Origin of the sequence: Mucilaginibacter sp. PPCGB 2223 (assembly GCF_001705515.1) — a bacterium.
Classification (GTDB): Bacteria; Bacteroidota; Bacteroidia; order Sphingobacteriales; family Sphingobacteriaceae; genus Mucilaginibacter.
The window spans coordinates 1266837-1283931 of sequence record NZ_MDJS01000001.1; the positions used below are offsets into that span (position 1 = coordinate 1266837).

The following is a 17095-nucleotide window of genomic DNA, read 5'->3' on the forward strand; positions in this document are numbered from 1 at the left end:
TTGATGGGATTTTATTTAACGATCTTGTTATCAGTATCTTGTTTTATATTATTATAATATTGCTGAAGGGTATAAAATGCCTTCTTCTTTTCGCCTTTTTCGCCATAAAGGCCCTTGCGGTTCCAGCCTTCCTGATATATGGGGTTATTGCGTTTGGGGGAGCGAAAATCCACCATTACCCAGGGCGATATGCCTACGTAGTTATCAGGCATGCGTTTAAGCATAGCCACCTGTTCCTTAAAATACCACTCCTGGTATTCTTCGCTGAAACGGGTGAGCGAATCGGCATGGAAACCGGCTTTGGCTTCGGCGCCCGTTTCGCTGATGAAGAGCGGTTTGTTATAGGGCGTAGCCCAATTGGTTGTGCGGCACTGATCGGGCATGCCGCCGTACCAGCCCAGGTACTCGTTAAATGCAACGAGGTCTACAAACTCGCCCAACGGATCGTCTACAAGGTTCAGGTTTTTGCCCGAATTGTAATTCACTTCCAGTGCAGCCGAGACCATACGGGTTTGATCGAGCGATTTGGCTTCGGTTATTAAGCCATGCATAAAATCTGTACGGGTTTGACTGATAGGGGTCTCATTCCCTACCGACCAAATAATGATGCTGGCGCGGTTGTGATCGCGGTTGATCATCTCGTGCAGCTGAGCTTTGGCCTTGGTCAGCACGGCCGGGTTTCCGAAATCAATCGTCCAGTAAACGGGTATTTCCGACCATACCAATACGCCCAGCGAATCGGCCGTGCGGGTCATGGCCTCATCGTGCGGGTAGTGGGCCAGGCGTACCATATTACAGCCCAGGGCTTTGGCTTTGTTCAACAGGTTTCGTGCATCATCATAACCAACGGCACGGCGAACATCTTGGGCTACCTCGCCATGAATGCAGATGCCGCGCATAAAAATAGGCTTACCATTGAGCAGCACCTGCTTGCCAAAAGCTTCGATGGTGCGGAAACCTATCTTATCTTCGGTTTTATCTGCAGATGATGAGATGATCACCCGGTAACATTTAGGGTTATCGGGCGACCAAAGTTGTGTTTTCGGTAATCTAAACTGTACGGGGGTAACAGCACCTGTAACCGATATTTGTTTTTTGAATTTCAGCTCCGGTATTTCAATGGTGAGTTGCTCGCCAACCTGCGGTGTTGTATCAAGCCTGACCCACCCTTCTACATCCGGCGTAATCGATGGAGCTTTGCCCGGCTCAGGTTTTTTTAGCTGGATCACAAAATCCCGGATAAAATTCTGCGGAAGCTCCAGCAGTTTTACATCGCGGGTGATACCGCCGTAGTTCCACCAATCGGTATTTAGGGTCGGGACCTCGTCAGCATAACGCTTATTATCCACCTTTACAACCAGGAAGTTATCTTTTTCTTTCAGCAGACTGGCCGGTATTTCAAAATTGAACGGTGTGAAACCACCTTTGTGCATACCTAACTTTTTACCGTTAAGGTAAACATCGGCGCGATAGTTAACCGCTCCGAACCAGATGAAGAACCGTGCATTCGACGAGGATTTATGATAATCGAAGGATTTTTTGTACCATATCGTCCCTTCATAAAACAAAAACTCCGGTTTCTGATGGTTCCAATCACCAGGCACCATCAGTGAGTATTTATCAATGTAACCATGCTCCTTCTTTTCGCTTTTATTAGCCGGGATACCGGTATTCCAATAAGCATCTCCATTACTGGCTTTTAACTCCTTGTAGCGGTAATCATAGAAACCTGTTTCGTACGGATCGACAATATATTGCCATTGCCCGTTCAAACTGAATGCTTTGCGGGCAGGTATGTTGGTAATGAGGCTATCCTGCGCATTTGCACGAAAGGCTAAGAATAAGACCAGGGATAAGATCAGACGGTTCGGTTTTCGCATATCAGTTTTTAAAATCATTTAAGGTCCAGCTGTCTTTCCAACGGATCACGATATCATCACCTTTAAACTCGATCGGTAACCAAAGATAACGTCCATCAATCGCGTTTTTAGGCATCCATTTATCAGCCATAAAAATAAAGGCGTCCTTTTTACCGGCCACGGGCAACACATAAGTACTTTGCCCGCCGAAGGTGATCTGTGCTCCATCTCCCTGGCATGGGTTACAGTGATACGTCCACGGCCCCCAGATAGACGGCGCCGAAAACCAGCGTGCGGGGTTTGGCGCCCAGCCCGTAGTGCCTGATCCGACGAGGTAATAAATACCGTTACGTTTAAAAATGGCAGGGGCTTCGGTTTGGTGGCCGGCATATACCCGTGTAAACTTGCCCGTATGCCCGGTGTAATCGGCATTCAATTCGGCAATATCCAGGGTGAAATTTTCTTCGGCAGAGAAGATATGATAGGCTTTACCATCATCGTCTACAAACAGGTTCATATCACGCGACATTTGCCCGCCAGGCAGATCGCGACAAAAAAAACCTTCGCTTTTATTTTTGGGATGATTGCAGTTTACCTTGTCGCTGTCGGGTGTTCCTGCCGGGTAAACAGGCATAAACCCGGCATCGGGCCGGTAACTGCGGATGAATGTATACGGCCCGTTGACCTTGTCGGCTGTAGCCAAACCGGCACGGGCAGCACTATAACTTTTTCCGCGCAATTCCAGGTGAAACCACATCACGTACTTTTTGGTTTTTTTGTTATAGATCACTTTGGGCCTTTCCAGGATACAGCCTTTGGCGATATCGTTGGTTGTATCGGGCGAAACTGCCAGGGCAATCCCTTCGTCTTTCCAGTTATACAAATCTTTGGATGAGTAACAGTGCACGCCTACCATTGCCCGGTTACCCGCCCCGCCTTCTATCTTATGTTCGCCAAACCAGTAGTACTTACCTTTTTGATATAATATTCCGCCGCCATGCGCATTGATGTGTACGCCATTATCATCGGGCCAGAGCTGCCCGGGGTGGAAGGCGTTTTCCTGTGCGCTGCAGCTTAAAGTATGGCCTATCAGCAATGTGGCGACTGTAATGCTTGCAAAGTAATGGTTAACGTGTTTGATCATCGATATTAATGTATGCTTTTATTTGATTGCGCACCAATTATCGGGCATTTTTATCGCAACAAGGCGAACAAATGGCCACAGGCTAAACCCGTAGCCATTGCTATGTCATTGCGTATATGCCCTGGTACCCGATCAAGGGTTATAACCCGGGTTTTGATCAAGCTTGCCATCCTTGTTCAGCTGAATTTCTGATAGCGGGATAGGCAAAAGCAAATTGGTAGCTGTTAAACCGGTGATCGGGTGCACGGCATCGTTGCTATTAAGACTTAAAGCCCTCGTTACCAGGGTACCCGTGCGCATCAGTGTTTCCCGGCGGTTTTCTTCGCCTATCAACTCGCGGGCACGCTCATCGAGTACAAAATCAAGCGTCATTTGAGCGGCCGTAACCAACGGCGCATTTGCGCGGGTACGTAGCGCGTTAATGCTGGCAGCCGCTTCGGTAGTTTTGCCTTGTTTTACCTGTGCCTCGGCCAGTAACAGGTAGGTTTCGCCAAGGCGCATCATAATAAAATCCTTGATCATGGCGTAACCGAAGGTGTCATTCGGATCAAAAGCACCCCATTTCAGAATGGCCGGACAGATCCTGAACAGCGTATCCGAATTGTTGTATGGTACCTGCTTGCCTAACAGGGCAGGATAGGCGGGATCGTTATAATAAAACCTTCTTTTAAAAGTATACTGCGAGTTACGCATATCACCAGCCTGATACAAACCGTAGATCACCCAGTTGCTGAGGCGCAAACGGGCAATACTGCGCCCGCCAAGCGAGTCGCAAATGGCCATACCGGGTACCTGATAATAGGCGGCGCCCCAAACACGGCGTTGCTGCGCGTTATCAACATTACCACCTGCTACTGTGCTTGGGTTTTCCTGCTCAAGCACCCAGATGGACTCGCTGTTATTTTGCCAGCGACGCTGGTTGCCATATACAAACATATCGGAGTAATAATCGCCTGCACCACCGGCCCTTACGCCATAACGTGCCTTAATGAGGCTGAATTTACCGCTGCTGATCACAGCTTGTGCCTGCTGTTCGGCCAGGTCGTTCTTACCCATACGCAGGTAAGCCTCGGCCAATAGCTGCATGGCCATATATTTATTGGCCCGGCTTGTTGGCTTTCCTTGCAGGTTAACTTTATTGCCAACTGCGTTCAAATCAGCAAGGTAGGTACTGGCGTAAGTAAGATCGCTTACAATTAGTGCGTTTACATCAGTAAGGGGTGCCCGCACAAAATCGGTACGGGGGGTGGTTACCGGGGTGGTTACCAGCGGCACCGCACCGAACAAGGTAGCCAGGTGATTATAGGCATAGGCCCTGAAAAATTTCGCCTCGGCTTCCACCTGCCTCTTACCTGTAATACCTATTTTGGTCGTTGCCGGATCTTCGGCTGATGCAATGATGATATTGGCATTATTAATAAGTGCATAATATTTCCCCCAGATGTATTTGGCTGCGTTATCGCTCGAGGTTAACTGGCCGTAATTGTAATACGGTATCTCGATGCCTTCCTGCTGCGCAGTAGAGTTGGCCACATCGGTGCCGACTGCCCAGACCGCCGGCCAGCCCTGGTTGCCCGAATAGGTTAAAATACCTGTAGTATACTGGTAGAGACCAATGGCAGAGGCTTCAAAGCCCAGCGAATCCGTCAATGTTACTGGTGTATAAGCCGAATAAGGTTTTTCGTTCAGGAAACTTTTTTTGCAGGACGTGGATAGCGTTGCCAGTAACACCCCCGCCGAAATTATGATTGTCGAATACTTTTTCATGTCTTATTATTTTAAAGATATATTGGCGCCCAAAACAATGGTACGTGTTTGCGGATAGTTGTTCACATAATCGCCAGACCCGCGGGTATCATAGTTGTCTTCGGGATCCCAACCTATCCATTTGGTAAAGGTGTGCAGGTTGCGGCCGCTTAAGTAAATAGTTAACCCCGAAATTTTGGCTTTATCCAATATTCGTTGAGGAAAAACGTAGCTTAATGTTACGTCTTTTATCCGGGTGTAGCTGGCATCGCGCGGATAGCCATAACCACGAGGATTAGTGTACGAAAGCGCCTGAAACTCCTGGCTGCCGTTTGTTGGCGTCCAATAGCCGATGGCCGCAGGCGTATTCCTCCTACCCGATTCATCGGCGTAATTAAAATCGGCATCATTTTTCAGTATGCCCTGTGCAGTTTGAATAAATATGTTAAGGCTAAGGTTTTTGTAATGGAAAGTATTCGTAAAGCCTCCGGTCCATTTCGGGTCGCGCTGGCCTTGTATCACTTTATCGTCGGCTGTGATCTTGCCATCGCCATTGGTATCGGCAAATTTCAGGTCGCCCGGTTTAGCGCCCGGGTCTTGTTTTGACGGGTCTTCGCCGGTTTGCCAAACACCTTGCTTTTGATAATCGTAAATTACCCTGATAGGCTGACCGATGAACCAGACGTTGCCGATATCATCCTTACCATCGCCATACAGGTCTACAATCTTGTTTTTGTTTGCCGAAAACACGATGGTGCTTTCCCATTTAAAATCGTCACTATTGATGTTTTTGGTATTGAGGGTAAGCTCGACACCATGATTGGCAACTTTACCGATATTATCGGTTATTCTGCCATAACCTGTGATAGCGGGTAAGCTACGGGCAAGCAACAAGCCCGAGGTACGCGAATCATAATACTCTATGGTACCGCTGATGCGGTCGTTAAGCAGGCCAAAGTCTGCCGCTATATTAGCCTGCGTGGTAGTTTCCCAGTGCAGGTTACCGTTACCAAGATTGGACGCCTGTACACCCACTGTGCTCACGCCGCCAAAAGGGAAACGTACCGTGGCATCGCTGGTAATCGTATTATAAACACCTACCGCCTCGTTACCTACACGGCCCAGTGAGGCCCTTAATTTTAGCGAGCTTACCGATTTTACATTCTTCATAAAATCTTCGTTGCTGATGTTCCAGCCTACAGCTGCCGATGGGAACCATCCGTATTTATCGGTATTGCCGCCAAACACGGATGAACCGTCGCGACGTACCGTAAGAGTTAACAGGTATTTACTGTTGTAAGTGTAGTTTAAGCGCGCCATCTGGCTGTTAAGTGCATAACGGTCGGAGTAAGTACCATTACCGGTAACTTCGCCCAGGCCTACTACTGTTGCGCCTACGCCAAGATCGTTGAACGATAATTCGTCATTGATATAACCTGTTCCCTGGAAGCCCGAAATAAAATAGCGGCGCTGGGTAGCGGTATAAAGCCCGGTAAAAAAGATATGGTGCTTACCAAACTCACGGTCGTAATAAAGCAGGTTATCGAGGGTATAGCTGTTGGTTTCGGAAGCTGTTGCTGCAGCCTGTCCGAGCGGTGTATTAGCCAGACGGCCGCTATAGCTATCAACGCGTGTTGGCAGATAAGTATAACCGGCATTTAGGCGATAACTTAGCCCTTTTAATACGCCGCCAAATTTGATCTGTGCATAACCGTTACCGCTGATATTGGTACTACGGTTAACCTGATCGGTAGTGAGCCCAAGCAAGGGGTTGGTATACAATTGTTCCGGCAGTTGCGGATAGATCATATAAGTACCATCGGGGTTATATTCGGTACCATAGGGGCTTAATGCGGTAGCAAAAAGCAGGTTTGCGCGACCTCCGTCATAATTATTATTTGCGAAATAGACGTTTGCGCCCATAGTTAAAAAATTGGTTACGTTGATGTCGAGGTTAGAGCGAAAACTCACCCTTTGATACTGATACCCTTTTACGACACCTTTCTGTTTCAGGTAATCGCCTGAAACAAAGTATTTAACATCTGGGCTGCCACCGGATACGCTCAGGTTATGATCCTGCTGAAAACCCTGCTGCGTGCTTTCCTTAACCCAATCTACCGTGCGGCCGGCAACATAATTAGCACGCTCGCCATTGTTATAAACCGGCTCCGGAAACTGCTGCGTAAGGTGGTTTTGAGCTTCATAGTCGAGAAATTTCTGTGTGAAAGATGCAGGGTCGCGCGGATCGAGTAAGTGCGAAATATTTTCGTATCCGGCATAACCATTGTAGCGGATAACCGCTTTACCCGATCCGCCCCGTTTAGTAGTGATGAGAATAACCCCCTGTGAGCCATTGGCGCCATAAATAGCTGTTGCCGATGCGTCTTTCAGTATTTCCATCGAAGCAATATCCTGCGGATTGATATCATTGAGCGAACCGCCGCTTTTGGTAAGCGGGATACCGTCGACAACAATAAACGGGCCCGAAGATGCGGTGATCGAGTTTTGACCGCGAACAGTAACGCCTGGCTGGCGGCCCGGTACCATCGAGGTTGTATTTACCGTAACCCCGGCCACAGAGCCTTCAACTGCCTGCATTACCTGGGTTACGGGAAGGTTTTCGAGGCGATCCTTCGGAACGGTAGTAACCGAACCGGTAATATCCGATCGTTTTTGCGTTCCGTACCCAATAACTACAACCTCGTTAAGGTTCTTTCCTGCCCCTTTTAAAACAATAGTAACATTAGAACTGGCCGGGCTAACGCTAACGGTTTGTTTTTCCATACCGATAAAGCTTACAGTCAAGATAGCAGGAGCATTCAGTGTAATACTGAATAAGCCGTTCGCATCGGTAGTTGTGCCTTTTGTAGTACCCGATGCCTTAATTGATGCACCAGGTAAAGGCTGGCTGTTTTCGTCAAGAACTTTTCCTTTAACACTATAATTGGTTTGCGCAAGGGCAAGCTGAAACGCCGTCGTCAGGACGAAGATCAGCAAGGCTGACATTATACCTGACGAATAAGTAAATTTCTTTCTCATAAAAAAATTGGTTTGGTTAATAATGGTTTTCTTTTTTCTGAAAGCGCACCGCCAGGCGCGACGGCCTCGCTTGAGGAGTCAGTGTTTTCCGTTCATATTTCTTCGGGTTATAATTGGAATTGGTATAGCGAAATAACACGATTTCGCATTCATGAAACGGGGGTAAATTTGTATATTATAGGGGGTAAAAATGCCTTTCAGGGCTTTAGAGGCTAATGTAGGGCCTTATGCCGGAATGTCGACCCTGTACCAGCTGTTGAAAGCTGTACGGTGTTTGCGGATAAATTCGGAAGGGTTTAAACCAAACTGGCGTTTAAAATGTTCCCTGAAATATTTCATATCGCCGAAACCGGTCTTGAGAGCAGCTTCATTAACGTTGCAATTGGTATGGATCATAATCTCGGCAGCTTTTCGTAGTCTCACAAAACGAACCAGCGAGTTAACCGACTGACCGCTGGCCAGCTTTACTTTTTTAAAGAGGCCCGAATAGCTCATGCCGAGTTCGTTTGCGATGGTCTCCACATCAAAATCAGGATCGGCCAGGTAATTTTCGATGACGCTGATACATTTGTACAGAAACTCTTTATGCACATCCGATATCCGTTTAACGTTCGACTTAAGTGTAACCTCGTTGTAGAAATAGTTTTGCAATTGCTTCCTGTCTTTCAATATCCCTGTCACCCGGGCGATGAGCAGGTCCTTTTCGAAGGGTTTGGTAACGAAATCAACTGCGCCTACGACAATGCCTTCCAGTTTCGTTTCAGGATCCGAATCCCCGCTCAACAGCACAACCGGGATATGGTTTAGCGACAGGTCCTGCTTAATAATTTTACAAAGCTCAATGCCCGAAACCTCGTTCATTACAATGTCGCTGATCACCAGATCGGGCAGGTATGCTCTGATCAGTTCCAGCCCCTCTTCAGCATCAGGCGCCTCGTATATCCTGAAATCATCTTTAAAAATACTTTTGATATAAGTGCGCAGTTCGGCATTATCGTCAATTACCAGGATAGACTGACGATCGGATATCAGCAACTCCAGATTGCCCGGCTGTTCCTCACTTTGATAACCGGGTGTCGCATCATCCATTTGCAGCTCGTCAAGCAATTTGTCCGATTCGTCGATGCTTTCGGCAATCAGTTCTTCTGGCTTTGGCAGCCAGAGTTTAAAAGTTGCCCCGCCATCGCGGTTACGTTCGTACACTACCTCGCCATGATGAAGCAAAACAAAACTTTTTACCAGGTACAGGCCGATACCAAAGCCTGTTTTTACCGACGAATGATCTTTAACCTGGTAGAATTTATCAAATATATGACCGGCGGTCTCTTCGGGGATACCTTTACCTGTATCGGCCACTTCAACGTAAACCGCCTCGTCGGCCGCGCCGACCGTTACATTAACCCTGCCTTCGGCCGGGGTAAATTTAATAGCGTTAGAGATCAGGTTAAACAAGGCTATTTCCAATTTTTCCCGGTCGGCGTTGATGTAAACCGGCGCCGAAGTCCCCGAAAACTCATAATTGATATGTTTGGTTTTTGCCTGGTAGCTAAAACACAAAAAAACATCGTGGCACATGGCCGGAAAATCCAGTTTCGACAGGTTGAGCTGATCGTTTTCAGTCTCTGCTTTTCGGAACAGCAACAAATGATCGACCAGTCCAAGCAACCGCCTGGCATTCCGGTACGCAATATTCAATTCGCTATTATTGCGGTTTTCCATCCTGTTCAGCATATCCTTGATCGGGTTGATGATGAGTGTTAACGGCGATCTGAACTCGTGGCTCACATTGGTGAAAAAAGCCAGTTTCTTTTCATTAAGTTCTTTTTCGCGCTCAACCGTCAGGTTAGCAATCTGTATTTCGTATTTCAGTTTAGTTTGCCTGATGCGGTATTGCCAGAAAATGTAAATAATACCGGATATGAGCGTGATATAGATAAGGTAGGCATACCAGGTACGATACCATGGGGGCAAAACGATGATTTTTAACGAGAGCTGTTGATCATCCCACACGCCATTATTGTTGCTTACTTTTACTTTAAAGTAGTAAGTGCCTTCGTTTAACCGGGTATAATAGGCCGTTTTTACACGCCCCACATCATTCCAGCCATGATCCCAGCCTTCCAGGTAATAGGCAAATTGTATTTTTTCGGGAAAGGAATAATCGATAGCCGTATAATCGATAGCCAGCGTTGCCTGATCGTATGGTATCGTCAGCGTTCTGATCTCGGGCAAAGCAGTGTGTGCCGTAAAATCCTGGTTATCTTCGATGTTTTTATTGTTAACGCGCAAGCCGTTCAACAATAACCTGGGGCGGTGGTTCGCAGCTTTAATGCTGTCGGGAAAAAAGATATTGAAACCCTTGATACCGCCAAATGCTATTTCTCCGGATTTAAGCAATAACCCGGCATTAAAGTTGAACTGGTTACTTTGAAGACCATCGGCAGCCGTATAATTGCTGAATTTACCTTTTTGCGGATCATAAACCGTAACGCCGTTATAAGTACTGCCCCATATCCGGCCCCGGTGATCTACAACCAGGTTGAGGATGGAATTGCTCGGAAGCCCGTCTTTCCCGGTATATCTTATCATTTTTTCATTTTCCGGATCAATGTTAATCAATCCGCCCCCCTCGGTGCCCACCCACAAACGATGGTTCTGGCCTTCAACAATTGTCCGTACTGCGCCCTGAACGCTTATATAATGATATTTTTTTGTTACAGGATTAATTTTTATCAGATGAGAATAATCTCCCACCCAAATGAAGCCCTGGTGATCTTCGATTATTGCGTGGATATTGTTCAGTTTACCATCAAAAGGCTTAAACCGATTCTCCTTTTCATCAAAAACGTACAGCAGCCCGCCGCTGGTTGTGCCGGCCCATAAGCGCTTTTCCCGGTCAATGTAAAGCTTCCAGAGGTTATTATCTTCGGCGTTGGTTACGGGGTTATTACAGGTATAATGCGTAAAAAGGCCGGTTTGACTATCAAATCTGTCGATACCGCCGTTATACATGCCCACCCAGATGCTATTCTTTGGGTCGCGCACCATGCTCACAACAAAATTGCTCGACAGCGCACCAGGCCGGTCCGAATGAACATAATTAGTATAGGTGTTGTTTTTCCGGTTCCAGAAACTCAGGCCTCCTCCATCGGTGCCTACCCAGAGGTTTCCTTTCTCATCTTCGCAAAAAGAAATAATAAAATTACTGATCAGGCTGTTTGCGTTGAACGGATCTTTAGCGATCAGCTTAAACTGGTTCCTGATATCATCAAAGATGTTTACACCGCCACGCAGGGTTGAAACAAATACGCGCTGATGCTCATCTGGAAATAAAACGCTTACCGAATTACTTTTTAGGGACATAGGTACGTTTTTCTCGTTCAGCACTGTTTCGAGCTTGCGCGATGCGGTATCCATTACATTGATTCCGCCGCCATCAGTAGCGATCCATAGTTGCCCTTTTACAAAAGCAAGGTCGGTAATGTTTTTGCAGGTTAATTCTCCTTTTATCTGTAAAGGAGTTATATTTTTGAAACCCGCGTGAAGCTCAAAAAGACCATGTTCGCCGCCAATCCACAGCCGCCCTTCGCTTACGGGCAGTATCCGGTAGGCCGATCGAATGCCTGCATTAACTACCTGTAACTTTTGTTGCTGTTTGTTGTAGCAGCACAGGCCTATGTTTTTTACAAAAACCCAGATATCTTTTGATGGAGAAACGGTTACCGCTTGAACCGAGAATTCGTTGCCCGCATGGTCAAGCGGAATTTGCCTCGCTTTGTTTTTACTGATATCATAAACAAAAAAACCGTTATTCTCGGTGCCGATATAAACATTACTGTCTGTACTGCCAGCAAGCGTTGAAATATTTTTTACCGCTTTAGGCCCCTCAGATTTAAGATCGAAATGAACAGGATAAAACCGGGCCGTATTGTAATCAAAATACATCACCCCTTTTTGCGTCCCCACAAAAATCCGCTTATCAACGGCTAATAATTTATTGATGTGATTGCTGTTCAGCGAAAGCGAGTCGTTCCAGATATTCCTGAATATTTTAACTGATGTGCCATCGTAGCGGTTAAGGCCATCGTAAGTACCTATCCAGATATAACCATAGGCATCTTTACATATGCTGGTGACTGAATTGTTGGATAAACCCTGATCTATACCCAGGTATTTGATTTGTTGAAAAGGCTGCGCGGATAGATTTGCAGTGCCTGATATGGCGAAAAAGATGACTAAAAGAAGTTTTATAGTCTTCATCCGGTATATGCTATCCTGATGAATAATCCACATTTAGCCTTGTAGTTTTCAAACGTAAGGCAAGCCCCGAAAAACCGGCGTAGTTATTACATCAGTAAGGAAATGGTCTGTTAATAGTTGGTTAGGGCTAAGGTAATAATAACCGTCGAAAAAACATTTTTTATTTTAAAACTACGGGGTTAGCAAAAGAGACCGGCTTTCGTCTGTATACACAGGAGATCACCCCATCGATCCGAAGATTATTAAGTTTCCAAAAAGCTGGCAAATATTTCGTATAAAACAATTATTAATACCTATTATTAAATACAAAATTATTGATAAACTGTCGATTATTTAAATACATCAATTATTATATAATAATTTTTTGTTATAATAAATAATTATATATTAGCTTAAACTTAAATCCAATCCTTATCATGATCAAAAGACTTTTATTTATCCTGCTGGTAGCGGGCGCCTTTTCGTGCACGCAAAAATCGGCGCAAACAACAGATGCCCCAGCCGTTGATTCGGCTAAAGCGGCCGACAAAACCCCTTTCCCGGATTTTGGCTTTATGGTGGCCAATTACCATGGGCCCGTTTTCAAACTAAGCCAGAACTATCCGGAGGCAGTACCGACGGAGCCATTGCCCGACTTTTTTAAAATTGACTTTAAAAAAGACTGGCACAAGTACCTCGAAGCTGTACGGACCTATTGCTTTGAAGGAAATACCGGCGTAGATTTTAAAGTTGAGTACAATAAAGTACGTGGCTGGTACCACATGCCCTGGCAGCATTACGGCCCGAAAGGCCGTGAGGGTTTCCATGGTTTAACACAGGAAGCGCCGGTTAAAGCTTTCCAATTAGCCCCGACACAAACCATAGATACCGCCGGTGCTATTGCCGTGGGTTTTTATAACGACGTATCGGCTTATACCATTGGCCAGGTTTGGAAGGACCACTACAGCCCGGATAGCCTGCACAGCGTTGCATTTAAAAATGGCTCGGTACTGTTCAAGCTTTTATTTGTGACATTACCAAAGTCGGTAGCCGTACAGCAAGCGCCTTTCCTGGTTAACGGCGTTTGGTGGGATGCCTTTTGTGCGCCAAACTTCAAAAAACCAAACAATCGCTTTAAAACTCAGGTGGCTTTAATCCAGATGGATATTATGGTGCGCGACGACCGTGCGCCAAACGGCTGGATATTTGGCAATTTTCAATACAACGGGGCATTAAATAAAACCAACAAATGGGAAAACCTGGCTCCGCTTGGCATTAGCTGGGGCGATGATCCTAACATAACAACCAATGCATCTAATCCAAAACCTACTGTTACTATTATTAACCATGCCCTGGTCGAGACGGTGATCAATCCTGATACGAAAGAGTTGCCCCCTACACACCTGGGCTGGAACAGCCGCTTGAACGGGCCGGTAGATAACCCGATGAGCTCGTGCTACAGCTGCCACTCGACTGCCGAATACCCCGAAAACTCACCCCTGAGCCCGTTGTTCTTCCCCACACAGGCCGAACGTGATAAATACCCGCCGGGCTCGCCTGCATGGATGCGCTGGTTTGCTAATTTAAAATGCGGTCAGCCTTTCGATAAAGACTCAAAATCGATGGATTTTAGCTTGCAGCTATCGGCATCTATCCAGTACTTTAACGAATGGAAAGCTACCCAGGCCGGTTTATACGCATCGGCTTACAAGCCTGCGCTGGAGAAGCCAATGCTGAAACCGGAAGTTATCATGACTACCGATACAACCCACAAGCGCCATACCGAATACCGCGCTATTATCCCTGCTAATTAATGGGTAAGCGTATATACAAAGAGGAGCCGGTTAACTGACCGGCTCTTTTTTAGTTTGCACCGGTTTGATCGTCTCAGGCAGGAAATACTTATATTTAAGTTTCAAATCACTGATCATGAAAAAACTTACATTGGCCGTATTATTGACCGCTGCCTTTTTGCTGGGCTATGGCTTCAGTCGTTTAACAAGCCCTGTTAACCATGGCCCAAGGGTAACGGGTATAGGCGGCATCTTTTTTAAAGCGAAAGACCCGGCGGCGCTGAAAGCCTGGTACAGCAAAAACCTGAGTATGCACATGGATCAAAGCGGCACCAGCTTCGAATGGCACCAGGGCACGGATAGCACTCAAAAAGGCTTTACCCTGTGGGCCCCTTTTAGAGAAACCACCAAATACTTCCTCCCTTCCGAAAAACAGTTTATGATCAATTACCGCGTTGAGCAGCTCGACCAATTACTGGCGAACCTGAAAGCAGCCGGTATACTACCCACAGATACGGTGGAAACGGCCAGCTACGGCAAATTTGTACACCTGATGGATCCGGAAGGTAATAAGATCGAACTATGGGAACCTAACGATGCAGAATATGCCAAAATGGCCAAATTCACAACCAAATAACCGTTGTATGCACTACAGGTTCTTTACGAAAACTTTTTGCGTCATCTGTGCAGCGCTGCTGCTTGTTGCCTGTAAGCAACACGGTACGGGGCCTTACGTTATCTCACTTAGCTATCAAAATAGCGACATCCGCAAACAATTTGATACTTTGTACAGCAAGCAGCAGGCAAGCCCTGGCATATACAAAGGCTTTACCGAGCAGGCCCTGGCAATATGCCACGATTCGACCCCTCGTAAAGACACTATTACGCAGGATGTGTTTTCGAGTATGTACCTTAACCCGTTCACCAACCGGTACGATTGCGTAACAACCACTACCTTCCGCTTTGCCGATGGCACCATTTGCGCCATGGGAGTATTTAATTTAACCCCGGGCGATACCATAGCGCCTGACCACGATTTTCCGATAACCGGCGGCAGCGCAACCTACCGCAATATTTACGGCACCTATACCCGCAAATACATAAACGGCATTTATCACGTTGGCCTGCGGTATTATAAGCTGGAGAAGTAAAGGCGTTTATATTCGGGCTACGGGAGCGCTACATAGGCTTTCATAGCCGTTACGATGGCAGCATAATTTGCATCCACATAACGTGTCTCCAATGCATTATAAGTGGTAGTTCCATCGGCGGCCAGGGCGCCCTTGGCTACCCATTCGGTATCCGGGGCAACCGGTGTAGCAAATGGAAGCGCAGGCGTGTTGGTAATGTAGCGTTCAAACAGCGCCAGCATTTCGGCGGGCAGTACCAGGCCTTCGGCCAACCCTTTATGGGCCATGGTGAGCACCACGCGGACCATTTGCCGCTGATCGCCCTTGCCAACTTTAAGAAACAGGGCTGCCGGATCGAGCCCGGTACGCGTTTGCATTACCCGCGCCGAGTGCAATATCTTGGCTCCATATACCGCAGGCACATTATCAAGCGATGCCAGGCTCCTTTGGATGAATGCGAGATACTCAGCCAGCGACAGCTGTTCGTCTACAGCCTCTGCTCCTTGGTCGGCAGCCTCTTCGGGCAATCTGGCGGTAGGCAGTGTCGCCGTGCTGAGGCCCAGCGCCCGCGGGGCCTGGGCTGTCGCCCGGGGGAAGAAATTAAGATTATCTACTTCCGTAACGCCCCTTGCACCCAGTTGTGTATTCACATCGGGCTTGGTGAGCGTGGTTTTATCCGTATGGCCCAGGGTACCATCGCCCTGCAGTGCCAGCATGCCTAACAAGTGCGCGTTTTCCACCGTTAGGTGATGGCCGGCCTCGCGCCGCTCACGTGCCCCGCCGCCTGCCCCCGGCGTGCTGTACATCGAATAGCTGTGATGAATAAACGAATGCCGATCGCCTGCAACTTCTTCCACATTCAAAGGCACAGCGCCCCCACCACCCGGAATATTCGAGTTGAGCGCGCCCGGTACCGAAAAGTCTATCTCGTTCCGGTTCACATCCTCGGCTGTGCCGGTAACGTGCACCAATTTACTATTCCAGTCGTGCGCTGCCAGAAAGACGGTCAGATCAGCAATATTTGAAAACACCGTGCCGATCCGCTGCTTGATCGCTCCTGCTGAATTGCGTATTACCAGGCTTGCTGTGCCACCGGTCAGCCTCGCCCCTACAGAGTCTGTAAGGTTGGGTTCTATAAGTGTATCCCAGGTTCCGCGGGTTATTGCGCGCTGTACCGGCGCTACGCGGCTTACGGGTTGCACAATCTGCTTTAAAACCGGAACAGCAGGAATCGACAGCCCGCCTTTACCGGCTTGCGAATTATTCTGATCATTCTCCGACCGGGTAATTTTAGCAGCATTAACAGCCATATATTGGTGGTTTAGAACACTGAAGTGAAGATAAATAAAATATTTGCAATCGCAGCCGCACATAACGGCAGGTAAGAGGCGGCATGCCGCATTACCCGGGCATCAAAGCAGCCATCAGTTGCAACCTTAACTCTTCGATATTTTTAATAAGCTGATTATGCGCGGCTATAACCTGAGCTATTGCCGCTCTGGCCTCTGTAATAAACTGCTCATTATTGGCCGCCAGGGCAAACGCCAGTTGTTTTTCTAGCGAGCCTTTGGCAATATCTGTAATATAGACGTAGGAGAATAACTCATCGAGATCTTCGGCGATTGCCTGTATGCCGGGCATTTGCTCACCGAGCGATAAAACGAGCCGGCAAAACTCCTCGTTGGCCGTGGTATGCGCGCAACCCAGCCGGTATTTCCTCGTCAGCCTGTCGCAAAAACCATAGCGTTTAGCAAAACTCGCTCCGCCCGGAGAAGCAAGCTCAACAACCCGTTCGTGCTTTAAGCCGCAATAAGCTGTTTGATAGGTCTGCAGCTTTAATTTGATGTCTGCCAATGCATCCGGTGCTAACATTATACAATAATAAAATAAATACTTTGTGAGAGATTATGAAATGATGGCTTAATTTCGGATATCGGATATGAATTGAGGAAGAAGCGCGTTTTACGCGTCCGCGCTCCCGAAAGCCATGGTGCAATTTATCCCGGCTCTTGATTTCATTTTAAAACACATAGGTATTCTTCGGTATTTTTGGCAATATTTTCCGCTTTATTGCCCCTGTTCGCTTCAAACAGGCTTCTTGCGTATTTTGTACCTATCAAACACATAGGTACGGCATCGGTATTA

The 17095-nt window shown here is 47.2% G+C and carries 10 protein-coding genes; 3 read left to right on the plus strand and 7 right to left on the minus strand.

Annotated elements, in window-relative coordinates; translation table 11 throughout:
- Positions 1–11 precede the first annotated feature (11 nt).
- From BEL04_RS05460 to BEL04_RS05480, 5 genes are all read right to left on the minus strand, one after another.
- Positions 12–1880: a glycoside hydrolase family 2 protein gene (locus tag BEL04_RS05460; RefSeq protein WP_066001037.1), complete on the minus strand. Its 1869-nt coding sequence runs from the start codon at positions 1878–1880 to the stop codon at positions 12–14.
- Position 1881: 1 nt separating this feature from the next.
- On the minus strand, positions 1882–3003 hold the full coding sequence (locus BEL04_RS05465; RefSeq protein WP_083227771.1) for a glycoside hydrolase family 43 protein: 1122 nt from the start codon (positions 3001–3003) through the stop codon (positions 1882–1884).
- Between the two features lie 132 nt (positions 3004–3135).
- Positions 3136–4770, minus strand: coding sequence for a RagB/SusD family nutrient uptake outer membrane protein (locus BEL04_RS05470; protein WP_066001038.1), 1635 nt, complete (start codon positions 4768–4770; stop codon positions 3136–3138).
- Between the two features lie 6 nt (positions 4771–4776).
- Positions 4777–7788: a TonB-dependent receptor gene (locus tag BEL04_RS05475; RefSeq protein ID WP_083227772.1), complete on the minus strand. Its 3012-nt coding sequence runs from the start codon at positions 7786–7788 to the stop codon at positions 4777–4779.
- A gap of 225 nt (positions 7789–8013) precedes the next feature.
- Positions 8014–12048: a hybrid sensor histidine kinase/response regulator transcription factor gene (locus BEL04_RS05480; protein ID WP_175404001.1), complete on the minus strand. Its 4035-nt coding sequence runs from the start codon at positions 12046–12048 to the stop codon at positions 8014–8016.
- Between the two features lie 416 nt (positions 12049–12464).
- Here BEL04_RS05480 and BEL04_RS05485 point away from each other — a divergent pair, with 416 nt between their 5' ends.
- The 3 genes from BEL04_RS05485 to BEL04_RS05495 all read left to right on the plus strand — a co-directional run bounded on the left by BEL04_RS05485 (position 12465) and on the right by BEL04_RS05495 (position 14971).
- The gene (locus BEL04_RS05485) at positions 12465–13841 is read left to right on the plus strand and encodes a hypothetical protein (RefSeq protein ID WP_066001043.1); all 1377 of its coding nucleotides are present in this window, start codon (positions 12465–12467) and stop codon (positions 13839–13841) included.
- A gap of 115 nt (positions 13842–13956) precedes the next feature.
- Positions 13957–14457: a VOC family protein gene (locus BEL04_RS05490; RefSeq protein ID WP_083227774.1), complete on the plus strand. Its 501-nt coding sequence runs from the start codon at positions 13957–13959 to the stop codon at positions 14455–14457.
- Positions 14458–14464: 7 nt separating this feature from the next.
- On the plus strand, positions 14465–14971 hold the full coding sequence (locus BEL04_RS05495; protein WP_066001047.1) for a hypothetical protein: 507 nt from the start codon (positions 14465–14467) through the stop codon (positions 14969–14971).
- A 17-nt stretch (positions 14972–14988) separates the two neighbouring features.
- Here the strand turns inward: BEL04_RS05495 and BEL04_RS05500 are convergent, their stop codons facing one another.
- The gene (locus BEL04_RS05500; RefSeq protein ID WP_066001050.1) at positions 14989–16260 is read right to left on the minus strand and encodes a hypothetical protein; all 1272 of its coding nucleotides are present in this window, start codon (positions 16258–16260) and stop codon (positions 14989–14991) included.
- A gap of 91 nt (positions 16261–16351) precedes the next feature.
- The gene (locus tag BEL04_RS05505) at positions 16352–16822 is read right to left on the minus strand and encodes a hypothetical protein (protein ID WP_066001052.1); all 471 of its coding nucleotides are present in this window, start codon (positions 16820–16822) and stop codon (positions 16352–16354) included.
- Positions 16823–17095 lie beyond the last annotated feature (273 nt).

Bases quoted from the DNA above. Each gene is read 5' to 3' on its own strand.
- BEL04_RS05495 (WP_066001047.1), top strand. From the start codon at position 14,465: ATGCACTACAGGTTCTTTACGAAAACTTTTTGCGTCATCTGTGCAGCG.
- BEL04_RS05460 (WP_066001037.1), bottom strand. From the start codon at position 1,880: ATGCGAAAACCGAACCGTCTGATCTTATCCCTGGTCTTATTCTTAGCC.
- BEL04_RS05480 (WP_175404001.1), bottom strand. From the start codon at position 12,048: ATGAAGACTATAAAACTTCTTTTAGTCATCTTTTTCGCCATATCAGGC.
- BEL04_RS05490 (WP_083227774.1), top strand. From the start codon at position 13,957: ATGAAAAAACTTACATTGGCCGTATTATTGACCGCTGCCTTTTTGCTG.
- BEL04_RS05500 (WP_066001050.1), bottom strand. From the start codon at position 16,260: ATGGCTGTTAATGCTGCTAAAATTACCCGGTCGGAGAATGATCAGAAT.
- BEL04_RS05475 (WP_083227772.1), bottom strand. From the start codon at position 7,788: ATGAGAAAGAAATTTACTTATTCGTCAGGTATAATGTCAGCCTTGCTG.
- BEL04_RS05465 (WP_083227771.1), bottom strand. From the start codon at position 3,003: ATGATCAAACACGTTAACCATTACTTTGCAAGCATTACAGTCGCCACA.
- BEL04_RS05470 (WP_066001038.1), bottom strand. From the start codon at position 4,770: ATGAAAAAGTATTCGACAATCATAATTTCGGCGGGGGTGTTACTGGCA.
- BEL04_RS05505 (WP_066001052.1), bottom strand. From the start codon at position 16,822: ATGTTAGCACCGGATGCATTGGCAGACATCAAATTAAAGCTGCAGACC.
- BEL04_RS05485 (WP_066001043.1), top strand. From the start codon at position 12,465: ATGATCAAAAGACTTTTATTTATCCTGCTGGTAGCGGGCGCCTTTTCG.